Here is a 15685-nt window from a genome sequence, read left to right on the forward strand (position 1 = left end):
AAATGACAGGGAGTCATGATGAATAAAACCGCCTTAGCGCTGGTGGTGGCCATGGCCACCACCCCCGCCCTCGCCGCCGACTGGAGCACGACTGAGCTCCACTACCAGTTGGGCAACCTCAAGCAAAACCCATTCGGGGCCAATGCCGAGCAAAAGTCGACAACCAATATCTATACCCTGCAGCATGCCAGTGGCTGGAAATACGGTGATAACTTCTTCTTTATCGATTATTCCGACTGGGACGACGGACAACGTCGGCGAGACTGGTACGGCGAGGGCTATTTCAACTTCAGTCTGGGCAAGATCAGCGGCGCCGATCTGAGCGTCGGGCCGGTGCAGGATGTGGGCCTGGTAATGGGGGTCAATGCCGGTGGAGACAGCAAGATACGCAAGTACCTTCCTGGCATTCAGCTTGCGTTGGATGTGCCCGGCGCCGCCTTCTTCAATACCCTGCTCACCGCCTATATCGATGACAGCGTCGGTGTGGCCAACGGCGGCGCCCCCAAGGAAGGGAACAGCTGGATGCTGGATACCGCCTGGGCCTTCCCTTTCTCCTTCGCTAGCCATGATTTTAGCTTGGAAGGCCATGTCGAATATATCGGTAGCCGCGACAACGAATTTGGTGACAAGGTCAAGGCCCATATCCTGGCTCAGCCTCAACTGCGTTACGACCTGGGCAAGACCCTATTCAATGATCCCCAGCGGCTGTTCGTGGGCATAGAGTACCAGTACTGGCACAACAAGTTCGGCAGTGACGTTACCGAAAGTGCCGTCCAGGGCCTGGCGGTCTGGCGGTTCTGATAAGCAAGCGGGAGGACAAGCACTGTCCTCCCTCCTGAACCTAAACGTCGTAACGGGAGCCGTCATGCAGGTTTAGAAATGCCATTCCATCTGAAAGGTCGGCGCACGAGTATCGACGCCCGGCTTACCGTGGTTGCCGAACTTGTTGTCCCAGTATTCATAACCGACACCGGCCCACAGGGTGTTGCTCTTGTTGAACGCCAGCTGACCCACATCGACCATCAACGAAGTACGAACCAGCACTTCGGGCTTGGTTTCATTAAAGTTGTAATCCTGACCCTTGGCACCATTATAGTTACCGAAGCCTTGGAACTTCATCGGTACCGGGCCGGCGTTAAACGGAACACCCCAGGCCAGGTTAATCACATAGTAAGGATCAAAGCTGATATCGCTCTGTTGACAGAAAGGGGCCCCACAGTGATTTCGCTCATAGGCATAGAACAGACTCAGATCGGCAAAGCCCTTGGGCAAGCCGAACTTCAGGGTCGGACCTACCAGCAACAGCTGCTTACGCGGTGCAAATTGGGTGTTCTTGGTGTTGAGATCGAAGCCGGCACTCAGCGCCACTTCCTTGACCGGACCGAAGCTCAGATCCTTGTCCAGCACCTTGCCCAAATGCAGCTGATGGCGGTAGGTCAGATAGGCTTCCAATGCCCCGTCGCCTTCGCCGCGGGCACTACCATTAGCCGGATCCATATCGTCAGACTGCAGTATATCCAGGTTGAAGAAATTCTGGCCGTAGGCGTAGCCGCTGGCGTGGGTCAGCTGCAGAATGTGTTTTTCTACATCATTGGGGTTACTTGGCTCGGTGAACTCAGAGCCGTAACGATAGCCGACATAGGTATCGGACCAGGTGGCAGCGCTCACCTGGGGGGCGGCGGAAACGGCCAGAGCCAGGGCAGAGACAGTGAAAATGCGCTTGCTGAGTTGCTTCATATTCGTGATTCCCTCACATTCTTGAAGTATGACGCCCTGATTATTCTTCATTTAAACGGCGTCAGTGTTGTGCCTTCGCTTTAATCTTAAGCACAAAAATAATTACACAGACCGACACCATAAATCTACATTTTGTTCACAAAAAAGCATAAAAATATTATACACTCTGCCACATCCGTGATCTGCCCCACCTTTTCACCGGCCGTTTTTCTGGTTCCAAACCGCGTCGATTTCAACTTCCATCCAGCATGTCGACGGTCAGCTCGGCAGCCGAGAGCATCAGCGCGGCCCGCTGCCCCCTGGCCACTCCGGCGTTGGGAAAGACCACCGCCTCTTCCGGTTCACGAACAAACCAGTGTTGTTCACCGTCTTCGGCCAACAGGGTACCGACCGGAAAGGCACTGAAATTGGCCACCGTATCGGCAAAATGAAAACAGAATTGTTCACTCTGTTTGATAATTTCCTGACACACCCTGAATATCCGTATCTGCCCGAGATCGATCGCAGCTGGCTGCCAGTCGGGCTTGCTAATCAGCTGTTCCAGATTGAGCTCGATGGCGGCAAAGCGGCTGGCGTCATTCTGGCCAAAAGGCATCACCTTGCCCAGTTCCACGGTAAAGGCATGGGCGCCGAAGTTCCGGGCACTGAAATAGCTGAAGGTGGTAGTCGGGCCATGGGCCAACAGTATGGTGTCGACCCCGGCGCTACATAAAAAGGCCAGCTGACTGCGGCTATAAGGCGCGCCGTGGGTGAAGGGGTAGATGGCGAATTTCTCGTATGCCGACGGTCGAATCGCGGTGTGCAGATCATAATGCAGTCGTTCGGCGCCATCCCGGGCCTGAAAAAAACGCGTGACGTATTGCTCCAGCCGAGCCGCCCGCTCACGCTCGTGATTACGCTTATCTCCCCGGGCATGGGCGCCGGAAAACAGCCGATTCAGGTTTTCTTCCACTTCCCGCACGCCCAGATTCATCGCCGCCGGATTGCCGAAGATGAACAGCAGTCGCTGCCGGCAAGGTAAATGACCGCTCAGAATGGCCTTCAACAAACGCTCACACAGCTCGATGGGCGCGGTTTCATTGCCGTGTATGCCAGAAGACAGCACCAGATCCCGGTTACCCGGTACCGCCGGCTCGATACACAGAACTCCGGTATCCCATACCTGAATCTGGCTGCCATCGGGCAATGATTCCTGAAAAGGAGCAAGCTCCCAGGGGTTTGATCTACTAAGCGCTAAAAAATCATCGAGCCGGCTTCCGTTCATATTTACCTCCAATAAAACCAATAACAGCGAAATATCACGTGGTGATAAAACCTGATTTCAGCAGTAAAGTCTAGTGATGTCATGACGTGTGCCCATTTACACGGATGAAAATGGGGCTGAGGCTGAGGAGGGATGATTTAAACTGGCAAAAATGGTGCTAATTAATGCATTCAAGAACGACACTACTGCATTCTTATGCATCATCAGGGACGGCGAAGCGTCTGAAAAATAATACCCCCGATCAAAGGGCCCGTTCCGCCGACGCGCGCGAGCACTTCCTGGTGACGCTCCACATGCGATCCGATTGCCATGAAAAACGGTCTGATGGCCTTTCCGGGCCCCCGGCGAGACAAACTTGTCTCGCCGTGCCGAACGGTTGCAGCCTGGCCGAACATCCGATGAATGTTCGCAGAAGGCTGCAAGGGTGAGTGTCATTTACCAGCGGCGTGTCGTGTGAACTGACGGGTTAAACGCCGGCTTTGGAAAAAGTGGCACCGACCAGCTCCTGTGCCTCCCGGATCAGGGTGTCGAGGTGAGCCTCGCCCCTAAAACTTTCGGCATAGATTTTGTAGACCTGCTCGGTGCCGCTGGGCCGTGCTGCAAACCAGCCCTGCTCGGTCACGACCTTGAGCCCGCCAATCGCGGCCCCGTTACCGGGAGCATGGGTCAAGAGAGCGATAATGGGATCTCCGGCCAGGGTGTCGGCATCGATGGCAGCGGCGTCCAGCTTCGCCAGCACCTGTTTTTGACCAAGGGTGGCGGGTGCATCGACACGGCGATACACCGGCTGCCCCAGTTCGGCCACCAGTTGCGTATAATAGCGGTGCGGCGTCAGTCCGGTAACCGCCAGTATTTCCGCCGCCAGCAATGAAGGAATAAAGCCGTCTTTATCGGTACTCCACACGTCGCCGTTCATCCTTAAAAAGGAAGCTCCGGCACTTTCTTCCCCGGCAAAGCCCAGCTGACCATCCATCAGCTCCCTGACGTACCACTTGAAGCCGACCGGCACTTCCATCAGCCGGCGTCCCAGCCGGGCCGCCACCCGATCGATCATCGAGGAAGACACCAGGGTCTTGCCCACCGCCAGAGTCGGCGACCAGTCCGGCCTGTGGGTGAACAGATAATGAATACACACCGCCAGATAATGATTGGGGTTCATCAGGCCGCCGGGGTCGACGATACCATGGCGGTCGTAATCGGGATCATTGCCGCAGGCGATATCGAAGTCGTCCTTCATCGCCAGCAGGTTGGCCATGCTGTAGGGGCTGGAGCAGTCCATGCGGATCTTGCCGTCATGATCCAGGGGCATGAAGGAAAAGGTCGGCTCCTGACATGGGTTGACCACGGTAATATCCAGGCCATGGCGTTCGGCGATATGGGGCCAGTAGGCCAGGCCGGCGCCCCCCAGCGGATCGATGCCGATGCGAATGCCGGCCTCGCGAATGGCGACCAGGTTGACCACCTCACCCAGTTCCGCGACATAGTGGTCGATATAATCGAAGGGCACCGCCAGCGCCAGCGCCGCCGGCAGCGGCTGGGTGCGAATACCCACCCCTTGCGCGGCAATCAGGGCATTGGCCCTGTCCTGAATCCAGCCGGTTGCCTCGCTGGATGCCGGGCCACCGTCGGCGCCGTTGTATTTGATGCCGCCGTCGCGGGGGGGATTATGAGACGGGGTGATCACTATGCCGTCCGCCAGAGCGTCGGGATGGGCTCGGTTGTGATTGAGAATGGCATGAGAAATCACCGGCGTCGGCGTATAGCCTCGCTCCGGCTGAATTCTGACTTGCACCCCGTTTGCCGTCAGTACTTCCAGCGCCGACCCCCAGGCCGCTTCCGACAGGGCATGGGTATCCATGCCCAGATACAGGGGGCCAGTCAGCCCCTGCAGCCGGCGGTATTCGGCAATAGCCTGGCAGATGGCATGGATGTGCCGTTCGTTAAAGCTCAGATCCAGCGCGCACCCCCTGTGACCCGAGGTACCGAAGGCAACTCTCTGCGCCGCCTGGCCGACGTCGGGCTTCAGCTGGTAATAAGCCGACATCAGCCGGGGAACATTCACCAGTTCGGCGGCGTTGGCCGGCATCCCGGCTCTGGGGTGTGTGCTCATAACAGATCTGTGCTCATATCTATGCCCATAACCATGGTCCTTTTGCTTACGCTTGTTTTAGATGCTGTGACACACGCGCTCGATCAATCCGTGGGGGTAGCCCATGGCCGCCATCAGCTGGGCCACTATATTGCGTTTGCGACCGGTATTGGTATTGGTTATCACCCAGTAAGGGCTGCCTTCGATGGCCTTGGGTTTGGTGGTATTACCACTGGCCAACAGTGCCGCTTCGTCGTCGGCAAAATAAATCCGCTTGCGTCCCTTGATATCGCTGGCCTGAGCAAACGCCATCGGATTTTCTCGATACAGCACCGACAGAATATGCATAAAACGGTCGATGGCAGACTCCTGCTCCGCCAACTCACCACCAGTTAGCATCTGCTCCACACCCCGACCCGCCTCTACAACGGGCGCAGCCGGCGCGGCAGGCTCCCGTGGATTAGCCGCTATCGCGTCCAGTTTCAACAGGCGCCGTAATATATCCGAGGCACTTTCACCGATATGCCGGGTGTTGCTGGCAATATAACGATAAAGATCTTCATCCACCTCTATGGTTTTCATCATGTTTTCTGGCATGTCCACTCCCAATGACGGAGCCTGATTATACATGGCGTAGACCACAGGCCCAAGCGGGTTGCACCGTCGGCATCGGCAGGCAACAATATCGGCCTTGATTCCTCGTCTGGAAATACACATGCAACTGAATTTTCGCCGCCAGGGGCAAGGCCGACCGGTGATCGTGATCCACGGTCTGTTCGGCAGCCTGGATAACCTGAACGGGCTCAGCAAGTCACTGTCCGAGCACTTCGACGTTATCGCCGTGGATGTGCGCAATCACGGTTTGTCACCGCGTAGTGAACAGATGCATTATCACGACATGGCCGAAGACATTCTGAGCCTGAGCGAGCAGCTGCAACTCGAACGTCCTATCCTGATCGGGCATTCCATGGGTGGCAAGGTTGCCATGATGGCGGCCGGTCTGGCCCCTGCCGCCATTGGTGGGCTTGTGGTAGCCGACATAGCACCGGTGGCCTATACCCAGGCCCGCCATGATGAGGTATTCAAGGGATTGCAGGCCGTGACCGAAGCCGGTTGCCGTGACCGAAAAACCGCCGACGAGGTGCTGAGCCACCATGTGAAGCTCGCCGGGGTTCGTCAGTTTCTGTTGAAATCCTTTGTCCCCGACAGCGCCGATCCCTGGCGCTTCAACCTGCCGGTATTATTCAGCCATTATCGCAACATCATGAGCTGGCCCGGAGTCAGCCAGCCTTATCCAGGCCCGGTTCTGTTTATCAAAGGAGGCGAGTCCGACTATCTGCTGCCCGAACATCAGCCCCAGGTTGCGCAGCAATTTCCCCAGGCCAGGGCCAAGGTAATACCGGGAACCGGCCACTGGCTGCATGCAGAAAAGCCCCTGCTGTTCAATCGACTGGTGCTGGATTTCCTGGCCGCGGCCAGTTAACAGGCTCAAATCCTTTGTGATATAGTGGCGCTCAATTTACAGGGTCGGACAACATGATGTCATTGGAACAAATCGAGCTACTGGAAAGCCTCGGTCTCAAGCTGTTTTTCGTGGCGATATTCCTGTTGATCGGACTGGCTATTCAGGATGTACTCAAACGGGGCAAAGTGCCCATATTTGGTCGTTACATCGTCTGGGCAGTCCTGTTTCTGGGCTGTGCCGGCTTTGTGGCCAAGGGCATTATAGAGGCCGTCTGGGAAGGAGGCGGTGTCGGTTAATTCATGGCCAAACAAGATACAGACAGAACCACGCTGGACTTGTTCGCCGACGAACGCCGGCGCGGCAGGCCCAAGACCAATCCCCTGCCCCGGGAAGCCCAACTCAAACTCAACAAGCGCAATCAGCTCAGGCGCGATCGCGAACGCGGTCTTCGGCGCATAGAGCTGAAAGTGGACGAACACTTGTTGAGCAGATTGAACTTACTGGCCGCAGAGCAACAGCTCAGCCGGGCCGAATTGATCCAGGCCTTGCTGTTGCAACAGCTTGAACAGCAGGGCAGCAATTAGGCCCGGCGGCCTGACCACCCACATTTTCGACAGGTACAGCATTATTATGGCAAGTGTAGGTCTGTTTTTTGGAAGTGACACCGGCAATACCGAAGCCGTGGCCAAGATGATCCAGAAAGAGCTGGGCAAACAGCTGATCGAGGTGCATGACATCGCCAAGAGCACCAAAGAGGATATCGCCGGTTTCGATCTGCTGCTGCTGGGTATTCCGACCTGGTACTACGGTGAATCCCAGGCTGACTGGGACGACTTCTTCCCGGAGCTGGAGAACATCGACTTCAACGACAAGCTGGTGGCGCTGTTCGGTTGTGGTGATCAGGAAGACTACGCCGAATATTTCCTCGATGCCATGGGCACTCTGCGTGAAATCATCGAGCCCAAGGGCGCTATTATCGTTGGCCATTGGCCGACCGAAGGCTACGACTTCGAAGCCTCGCGCGCCCTGGTGGACGACGCCAACTTCATTGGCCTGGGCATCGACGAAGATCGCCAGCCCGAGCTGACTCAGAGCCGGGTAAAAGACTGGTGCAAACAGGTATATGAAGAAATGTGCCTGAAGGAACTGGAAGCTTAAGCCGGTTTCTCAGGTCTACTAAGGGACGCGGCAGGCGCGTCCCTTTTTTGTATCCCAGATTGGATGATCGTGATTCAATCACCCAAACACACTCAAGAGAACACAGATGAAAAGGTTAAGTGTTTTACTGTTGATACTGTTGTTGCCGGCGGCACTGGCCCAGGCCAACATCAATCCGTTCCCTCTGCCGGAAGACAGAGGCCAGCCGGTAGGGCAGATATTGCTGCACACCGCTCAGGAAGGTGACACCCTGGCCAGTCTGGCACGCTATTACGGGGTCAGCCCCATATTGCTGCTGGCTGCCAACCCGGAGCAGGATCTGTTTCTGCTGAAGCCGGGGCAAGAGATAGTGATCCCCAACCAGCTATTACTGCCCCGGGCAGAAACCACAGGCATCGTCATCAATCTCGCCGAGCTGCGCCTCTACTACTACCCGGAGCAGGGTAGTGAAGTTTATGTGTTTCCCATCGGTATCGGCCGGGTCGGCCGGGCGACACCAGAGATGATCACTCGTATCAGTCAGATGCGAAAGAATCCGACCTGGACGCCCACCGCCAATACTCGTCGCGAGTATGAGGCCAAGGGGCTGCCATTGCCGGCAGTGGTTCCGGCAGGGCCTGATAATCCGTTGGGTGAGTATGCCATGCGTCTGGCTTACGGCAGCGGTGAATATCTGATCCACGGCACCAATGACCCGCTGGATGTCGGCCTGCGTGCCAGCGCCGGTTGTATCCGTATGTACCCTGAACATGTGGAATGGCTGTTTGCCCAGGTCGACAGCGGCACCCAGGTGCAGGTTGTTAATCAGGCACTCAAGGTCAGTACCGATCAATACGGTCAGACCTTTGTTGAAGCCCACGAGCCACTGACGCCCGAAGGTCTGGCCGATGAGCGACCGCTGGATATGACGGCGCTGATGCCGCTGCTGGAACAGGGAGCAGACCGGCAGCTGATTGAACAGGTCATCCGCAACCAGCAAGGCATGCCGCAACTGGTAGGACAGTTACCATAAGTCCCGCCACGAGATAGCAGATATAAAAAAGCCTGGCGTAAGCCAGGCTTTTTTTTCCGTACCACCAAATTACTTGGTGTAACGGCCCATCTGATCCAGACGAGAGTTGGCGCGATCGGCAGAAGCACGGGCTTCGGCAACGTCGGCAGCCAGACGATCGATCTTGGCAGAGTTCATTTGCTGGCCTTGTTGAACGGCTTGTACGTCCTGGGCCAGGCTGTCCATTTTGGTTTCCAGTGCATCGGTAGAGCTACAACCTGCCAACAGCAGAGTACCAACAACACCACCAACCAACATCATTTTATTACGCATTACAAGCTCCTTGTTTGTATGGGAGTCAAAAAGACCACTTAGGCAAGCTAAGTATGGACGAAGTTCCCTGCTTATCGCAAATTATTTTATAAGTCATGACAGTAGGAAATTTTGCTTAAGATCCTGATATATCATCTTTTTGTACATTTTTTACGCACATATAAGGTGCGAGCAACCTCGGCGACCAGGTTTCCCTGCTCATCCACGATATTGATACGGAAGCGAGGAAAATATTTATCGCCGCCTGCGGTCGCATCAAGTATGTCATCCAGCCGCTCTCGGCTCAAATGAATATCAGCATAAACCCGCCCCCTGCCCGGCTTGAAGAAAGTAATACTCGCGGCTCTGTCCCACACCCGATAATCCGGACCCAGTAACGCCATCAATAACATCGAGTAGGCAGGATCCGTCATCGAGAACAGGCTGCCACCATACTGGGTGCCGTTGGCATTTTTATTCCACCAGCGCAGGACCAGCCCAATCCGGCAGTAACTGTAATCACTACTGAGCTGTTCGATACGGATACCGGCCCCCCAGAAGGGGGGCCAACAGTTGAAGAGTTTTTTCAGCAATCGAGGGTGGGAAAATATCTGCTTCATCAATCTCATCCGACCAGTTTAACTGCGTCAGATACTAACAAAGATAAACAGGAATGGGCAGGTTTCTTGGCCATTCCCATGACAGGGGGCCGAGCCAGATTGCGGTTGCCTTTAAGGGCGGGAACAAGCACAATAAAAGCAATAATCAAACGAAATGCGAAACATTATTCTTATGGCTGACAATAATCAAGCTCTGAAAAAAGCAGGCCTCAAAGTCACGCTCCCCCGCGTGAAGATTCTTGAGTTGCTGCAACAACCCGAAACCCAGCACGTCAGTGCGGAAGATCTGTACAAGCTACTGATTGATCAGGGTGAAGAGATTGGCCTGGCCACCGTCTATCGAGTACTGAATCAGTTTGATGACGCCGGTATTGTAGCCCGCCATCATTTCGAAGGCGGAAAATCGGTCTTTGAACTGGCCACCCAGGAACACCATGATCATCTGGTGTGCCTCGACTGCGGCAAGGTCATCGAGTTTCACGACGAGACCATAGAACAGCGCCAGCGTGATATTGCCGCTCAATACAATATCAAGCTGACCAATCATAGCCTCTATCTGTATGGGCACTGCCTGAACGATGAGTGCAGCCATAATGATGAAAACAAGTAATGGGCAACCATCAAGATTAAAAAAGCCGCAGTAAACTGCGGCTTTTTTATGCCCGGGATGAATGAGGGCGCCTTAGCCCTCTTCCTTGCCCCAGGAATCACGCAGTGCCACCGTCAGGTTGAACACCACGCCTTCTGCCTTGCTGTCCCGGCAGAAGTAGCCTTCACGCTCAAACTGGAACGCATGTTCAGGCTCGGCCTGACACAATGACGGTTCAACCACGGCGCCGCTCAGCACCTGCAACGAACCCGGATTCAACGCCTGTTCAAAGGAGTCGGCGGCACCCGGGTTGGGCACATTGAATAACCGGTCATACAGACGCACCTCGGCAGGCACCCCACGACGGGCCGACACCCAGTGGATCACGCCCTTGACCTTACGGCCATCGGCCGGATCCTTACCCAGGGTATCGGGATCGTAGCGGCAGAAAATGGTGGTGATGTTCCCGTCAGTGTCTTTTTCTACCCGCTCGGCCTTGATCACATACGCATTACGCAACCGCACTTCCTTGCCCAGCACCAATCGCTTGTACTTCTTGTTGGCTTCTTCGCGGAAGTCTGCTTCATCTATGTAGATGTCGCGGGTAAAGGGCAGCTCGCGGGTGCCCATTTCCGGTTTGCTGGGATGTTTAGGTGCCACCAGAATTTCTTCATGATCCTCGGCCAGGTTCTCAATCACCAGCCGCACCGGTCGCAATACCGCCATGGCGCGCGGCGCATTGTCATTCAGATCGTCCCGAATACAGGCTTCCAGCATGCCCATTTCCACCGTGTTATCCTGCTTGGTCACACCGATACGCAAACAGAACTCGCGGATGGAAGCCGGTGTATAGCCGCGGCGGCGCAAGCCGGAGATGGTCGGCATACGCGGATCATCCCAACCCTCGACGTGACCTTCGGCCACCAGCTGGTTGAGCTTACGCTTGGACATCACTGTATATTCCAGATTGAGCCGGGAAAACTCGTACTGACGCGGGTGACATTCGATGCTGATGTTGTCCAGCACCCAGTCATAGAGGCGACGGTTATCCTGGAACTCCAGGGTGCACAACGAATGGCTGATGCCTTCGATGGCATCCGAAATACAGTGGGTGAAGTCATACATCGGGTAGATGCACCACTTGTCACCGGTCTGGTGATGATGGACAAAGCGCACCCGGTACAGCACGGGGTCACGCAGCACCATAAAGGGTGACGCCATGTCTATTTTGGCCCGCAGACAGGCAGTCCCTTCCGCAAACTCACCGTTACGCATGCGGGTAAACAGGCTCAGGTTTTCCTCAACCGGTCGATCCCGATAAGGGCTGCTGCGACCCGGTGAGGTCAGGGTACCGCGATGCTCGCGGATCTGCTCGGGGGTCAGTTCGTCGACATAGGCCAGACCTTTCTCGATCAACTCAACGGCATAACCGTACAACCGGTCGAAATAGTCTGAGGAATAGCGAATATCGCCACTCCATGCAAAGCCTAGCCACTGCACATCGCGTTGAATCGACTCGACGTATTCGACGCTCTCTTTTTCCGGGTTGGTGTCATCGAAACGCAGATTACAGTGTCCCTGGTAATCCTGTGCAATACCGAAATTCAGACAGATGGATTTGGCGTGGCCAATATGCAGATATCCATTCGGCTCGGGTGGAAAGCGGGTCTGCACCGACTGATGTTTGCCACTGGCTAAGTCTTCATCAATGATTTGACGAATAAAATTGCTGGGACGATGGTCCGCCTGACTCATTCATGCACCTCGAACGTGGGAATGACATAATCAAACCTCCATGATCCATGATCTCCGCCCGCTGCTCAATAGCCAGAGCAGGAATAACCGGTTTTGCCAACCAAAAAGCCGGATGCTGGCGAAATGACCACCAGTTGAATACAAAACGGGATGAGCCTACGCCCATCCCGTTAACTGCATGACAGAGACGATGTTAATCACACCGCCTGCAGTTCCGTCTTACTCCTCAACCGGCAGCGTCTGTTGCACGTACTGACCCGGGGCCGGCATCAGGCCGGGATATTCTTCAGAGCCCACCGCGCGGGCCGGTACCTGTTTATCGCCCAGATGAGGAGTCACCCACTGCTGCCAGTGTGTCCACCATGATCCCGCCTCCCGCCTGGCCGAAGCCAACCACTGATCCGGGCTGTCGAAGTCGGCGTCACTGAGCCAGTAGCCGTATTTGTTCTTGTGCGGAGGATTGACCACGCCAGCCACATGACCGGACTCCCCCAGTACCAGAGTCGTCTCACCACCGAGCAAACGAGAGCCACCGAAGGTCGCGTCCCACAGCGCGATATGATCTTCCTTGGTAGACAGGAAGTAACTCGGCGTCTTGATCTTACCCAGATCGAGACCAAAATTACCAATCTTGACCTCTCCGGACTGGCTCAAGCGATTGTTAAGATACAGCTCGCGCAGCAGGAAACGGGCACAGGCCGCACTCAGGTTGGTGCTGTCGCTGTTCCAGTACAGGATATCGAAGTCCGAAGGCTCTTCTCCCTTGAGATAATTATCGATGTAATAGTTCCAGTACAGGCTGTTTTCCCGTAACAGACTGAAGGTCACCGCCATCTGCCGGCCATCGAAGAAGCCCTGGGTCTCGTTCATCTGTTCGATGGCGCTAACCACGGTATCGTTGATGAAGACCCCGACCTCACCAGGCTGGGTAAAGTCCAGCAACGTAGTAAGAAAGGTGGCGCTCTTCACGCGGGGTTTCATACGCCGTGCCGCATACAGCGCCATGGTAGAGGCCAGCAAGGTGCCGCCGATGCAATAACCAAGGGCGTTAACTTCTTTCTCGTCGGTGATTTGCTCGATGACACGAATGGCTTCCATGGTGCCGGAATGGATCAAATCCGGAAAGCCGATACTGGCCTGATCTTTGCCGGGGTTGCGCCAGGACATGATAAAGACGGTGTGTCCCTGATCACGCAGCCAACCAACCAGCGAATTCTGCTCTTTAAGATCCAGAATATAGAATTTGTTGATAAAGGGCGGTATCACCAGCAAGGGGGTCTGATGTACGCTCTCGGTACTGGCGCCGTACTGGATCAGCTCGAAAATATCATTTCTGAACACCACTTCACCCGGCGTGGTGGCCAGATCCTGTCCCAAAGTGAAGGCACCCTGGCGGGTCATGCGGATTTTCAGCAGATCGGCACTGGCCGCCATATCTTCCTGAAACAGCTCTATACCCTTGACCAGATTGGCGCCCTTTTCTTCCAGGGTGCGCTGCAACAGCTCCGGGTTACTCCAGATGAAGTTGGTCGGTGCAAGCGCATTGATGGTCTGGCGGAAAGTAAAAGCCAACCGTTGGCGAACCGGTTCCGGTACGCCCTCCACCACTTCCAGCATCTCGACCAGTGACTTGGCAAAGTGCAGATAAGACTGTCGCATGAAATCGAAGTGTGGCTCGTCTTTCCAGGAATGATGCTGGAAGCGACGATCACCTGGTGGATTCTGCACCAGGCTTTCGGTGCTGTTATCCATCGCCTTGACCATGCTGTTCTGACAGATAGCCAACTGGCCCTGCCACCACTGCATCTGCATATCGAGCAGTCGCATCGGATTGGTTGAAACCGCCTGGTAAAAGACCTTCAGATCTTCGGAATTGACGTGCGATAACGCCTGGCTGACCGGGTTATCACCCAGCCGGGAGCGTTGCATATCGGACCACATGGTTTCATTCCAGTGAAAAAACTGCCCTATGGGATCATTACCGCTAAACGTATTTTGTTGCATTGCCTTTCCCTGATAGAAGTTGCACCTACCCAACAGCAACGACAACGGGAAGGAGCCGCCAAGCCCCTTCCCTGCAATATGTACTAGCTGAAGGGGTAACCCTTAACAGACTTTATTTTTTCTGTGCGTCTGCCGCCAGAGTTTCCAGACCGGACTTGAATTCCTGCGTCAGCTCGGCCAGTTTTTTGCCGTCTTCTACCATCTGCTGGCTGATTCGGGTCATGGTTTCCAACTGCTTGGAACCACAGCTCACCAGATCCTGCACATCTTTCACCTGAGTGCCTGCCTGTAGCTGAGACAGACCGATATCCGCATACTGACGAGCGGCGTCCAGCTGGAGATTGGTCAGATCGGTGAAATTCTTGGCGACCAGCTGATTGAACTTCAGCAGAGGGGCAAAGGTTTTTTCGGAGTGCTCGTTAAAGTTCTGGAAAATATTCGTGTACATAACTCGTTCCTCAAATATAAAGAAGCCAATAACAAGACCCAATTAAACCCGCTTCAACACCACGGCCGTGCCCATGCCGCCACCGACGCACAGTGAGGCCAGACCAAGCTCGCTGTTACTGCGCTGCAGTTCATACAGCAAAGTCACCAGAATACGGTTACCGGAAGCGCCCAGCGGGTGGCCGAGGGCGATGGCGCCACCATTGATATTGGTTTTTTCCAGTAACGCCTGCTCGGCGATGTCGTGTTTACCGGACAATTGCTTGACCACGCCCAACGCCTGACCGGCGAAGGCTTCGTTAAGCTCCAGCCGCTCCATCTGTGCCAGAGTGAGACCGGCACGCGTCAGTGCCTGCTCGATGGCAGGAACCGGACCCAGGCCCATGATGTCGGGGTTAATGCCGCCCTGACCATAGCTGACTACTTCTGCCAGTGGCGTCAGGCCATACTTTTCTACCGCCGCCTTGCTGGCCACGATAATGGCGCTGCCGCCGTCGTTGATACCGGAAGCGTTACCGGCGGTGACAGAGCCGTCGGACTTGAACGCCGGACGCAAACGCGCCAGAGACTCGGTAGTGGTTCCGGCCTTGGGATACTCATCGGTATCAACCGTCAGGGTTTCCTTGCGAGTTTTCACTTCTACCGGCACGATTTCGGCCTTGAAATGACCCGCTTCGATGGCGGCCACCGCCTTCGCCTGGCTGGCAACGGCCAGAGCATCCTGCTGTTCGCGGCTGATATTTTCCTGTGCTACCACGTTTTCGGCGGTCACACCCATGTGATATTTATTGAATACATCGGTCAGACCGTCGTTGATCAGCAGATCGGACAGCGCCATGTCACCCATCTTGTGACCATTACGCAGATCACCTTTCACCACGAAAGGAATCTGCGACATGTTTTCACAACCGGCAGCCACCACCACATCGGCATCACCGGCCTTGATGTGGGCGCAGGCATCCATCAGTGTCTTCATGCCACTGCCACAAACCATATTAAGACTGTAAGCAGGAACGCCAACCGGAATACCCGCGGCCAGGGCGGCCTGACGGCCAATGCCCATACCCTGGCCTGCGCTAATCACGTTGCCGACGATCACTTCGTTCACATGCTCGGCCGAAAGTCCGGCCTGGGCCAGGGCGCCTTTAATGGCAATACCGGCCAACTCGGCCGCAGGAATGGTTTTCAGTGCACCACAGAAGCTACCAATGGGGGTGCGTTTTGCCGCAACAATGTATACAGATTCAGCCATAA

The 15685-nt window shown here is 55.3% G+C and carries 17 protein-coding genes; 7 read left to right on the top strand and 10 right to left on the bottom strand.

Annotation, left to right across the window (positions count from 1 at the left end):
* Positions 1 to 18 precede the first annotated feature (18 nt).
* Entirely contained in the window at positions 19 to 801 is a 783-nt protein-coding gene (locus ACLEIV_RS02280; RefSeq protein WP_410455035.1) for a nucleoside-binding protein, read from the top strand.
* A 72-nt stretch (positions 802 to 873) separates the two neighbouring features.
* Here ACLEIV_RS02280 and ACLEIV_RS02285 read toward each other — a convergent pair whose 3' ends face one another.
* The 4 genes from ACLEIV_RS02285 to seqA form a co-directional block, all read right to left on the bottom strand.
* Positions 874 to 1737 (bottom strand): hypothetical protein, encoded by an 864-nt coding sequence (locus ACLEIV_RS02285; protein WP_410455036.1) that lies wholly within the window; start codon positions 1735 to 1737, stop codon positions 874 to 876.
* A gap of 232 nt (positions 1738 to 1969) precedes the next feature.
* The gene (gene astE / locus ACLEIV_RS02290; protein ID WP_410455037.1) at positions 1970 to 3001 is read right to left on the bottom strand and encodes a succinylglutamate desuccinylase; all 1032 of its coding nucleotides are present in this window, start codon (positions 2999 to 3001) and stop codon (positions 1970 to 1972) included.
* 466 nt (positions 3002 to 3467) lie between these two features.
* A complete protein-coding gene (pgm, locus tag ACLEIV_RS02295) occupies positions 3468 to 5111 on the bottom strand; it encodes a phosphoglucomutase (alpha-D-glucose-1,6-bisphosphate-dependent) (protein WP_410455038.1) in 1644 nt (547 codons plus the stop codon).
* 57 nt (positions 5112 to 5168) lie between these two features.
* Complete coding sequence (seqA, locus tag ACLEIV_RS02300) at positions 5169 to 5672, bottom strand: replication initiation negative regulator SeqA (RefSeq protein WP_410455093.1); 504 nt, start codon at positions 5670 to 5672, stop codon at positions 5169 to 5171.
* Between the two features lie 133 nt (positions 5673 to 5805).
* Here seqA and ACLEIV_RS02305 point away from each other — a divergent pair, with 133 nt between their 5' ends.
* The 5 genes from ACLEIV_RS02305 (at position 5806) to ACLEIV_RS02325 (ending at position 8725) form a co-directional block, all read left to right on the top strand.
* Positions 5806 to 6573 carry an alpha/beta fold hydrolase gene (locus tag ACLEIV_RS02305; protein ID WP_410455039.1) on the top strand — a complete coding sequence of 256 codons (768 nt, stop codon included), beginning with the start codon at positions 5806 to 5808 and terminating at the stop codon, positions 6571 to 6573.
* Positions 6574 to 6629: 56 nt separating this feature from the next.
* Positions 6630 to 6851: a DUF2788 domain-containing protein gene (locus ACLEIV_RS02310; RefSeq protein WP_410455094.1), complete on the top strand. Its 222-nt coding sequence runs from the start codon at positions 6630 to 6632 to the stop codon at positions 6849 to 6851.
* Between the two features lie 3 nt (positions 6852 to 6854).
* Entirely contained in the window at positions 6855 to 7139 is a 285-nt protein-coding gene (ybfE, locus tag ACLEIV_RS02315) for a LexA regulated protein (protein WP_410455040.1), read from the top strand.
* Between the two features lie 46 nt (positions 7140 to 7185).
* Positions 7186 to 7713, top strand: a complete 528-nt coding sequence (fldA, locus tag ACLEIV_RS02320; protein WP_410455041.1) for a flavodoxin FldA — start codon at positions 7186 to 7188, stop codon at positions 7711 to 7713.
* Between the two features lie 106 nt (positions 7714 to 7819).
* The gene (locus ACLEIV_RS02325; RefSeq protein ID WP_410455042.1) at positions 7820 to 8725 is read left to right on the top strand and encodes a L,D-transpeptidase family protein; all 906 of its coding nucleotides are present in this window, start codon (positions 7820 to 7822) and stop codon (positions 8723 to 8725) included.
* Between the two features lie 69 nt (positions 8726 to 8794).
* Here the strand turns inward: ACLEIV_RS02325 and ACLEIV_RS02330 are convergent, their stop codons facing one another.
* Positions 8795 to 9037: an LPP leucine zipper domain-containing protein gene (locus ACLEIV_RS02330; RefSeq protein ID WP_104485520.1), complete on the bottom strand. Its 243-nt coding sequence runs from the start codon at positions 9035 to 9037 to the stop codon at positions 8795 to 8797.
* Positions 9038 to 9168: 131 nt separating this feature from the next.
* On the bottom strand, positions 9169 to 9636 hold the full coding sequence (locus ACLEIV_RS02335; RefSeq protein ID WP_410455043.1) for a DUF4442 domain-containing protein: 468 nt from the start codon (positions 9634 to 9636) through the stop codon (positions 9169 to 9171).
* A gap of 172 nt (positions 9637 to 9808) precedes the next feature.
* On the opposite strand from ACLEIV_RS02335, the gene fur reads away from it, so the two are divergent.
* Positions 9809 to 10246, top strand: coding sequence for a ferric iron uptake transcriptional regulator (fur, locus tag ACLEIV_RS02340; protein WP_410455044.1), 438 nt, complete (start codon positions 9809 to 9811; stop codon positions 10244 to 10246).
* Between the two features lie 72 nt (positions 10247 to 10318).
* Here the strand turns inward: fur and glnS are convergent, their stop codons facing one another.
* The 4 genes from glnS to ACLEIV_RS02360 form a co-directional block, all read right to left on the bottom strand.
* Entirely contained in the window at positions 10319 to 11980 is a 1662-nt protein-coding gene (gene glnS / locus ACLEIV_RS02345; protein ID WP_410455045.1) for a glutamine--tRNA ligase, read from the bottom strand.
* A gap of 219 nt (positions 11981 to 12199) precedes the next feature.
* A complete protein-coding gene (gene phaC, locus ACLEIV_RS02350) occupies positions 12200 to 13984 on the bottom strand; it encodes a class I poly(R)-hydroxyalkanoic acid synthase (RefSeq protein ID WP_410455046.1) in 1785 nt (594 codons plus the stop codon).
* Between the two features lie 112 nt (positions 13985 to 14096).
* Complete coding sequence (locus ACLEIV_RS02355; protein WP_410455047.1) at positions 14097 to 14432, bottom strand: phasin family protein; 336 nt, start codon at positions 14430 to 14432, stop codon at positions 14097 to 14099.
* A gap of 42 nt (positions 14433 to 14474) precedes the next feature.
* A complete protein-coding gene (locus ACLEIV_RS02360) occupies positions 14475 to 15683 on the bottom strand; it encodes an acetyl-CoA C-acetyltransferase (protein ID WP_410455048.1) in 1209 nt (402 codons plus the stop codon).
* Positions 15684 to 15685: the final 2 nt, after the last annotated feature.

Source organism: Oceanisphaera submarina (assembly GCF_046521305.1).
Lineage (GTDB): Bacteria > Pseudomonadota > Gammaproteobacteria > Enterobacterales > Aeromonadaceae > Oceanimonas > Oceanimonas submarina.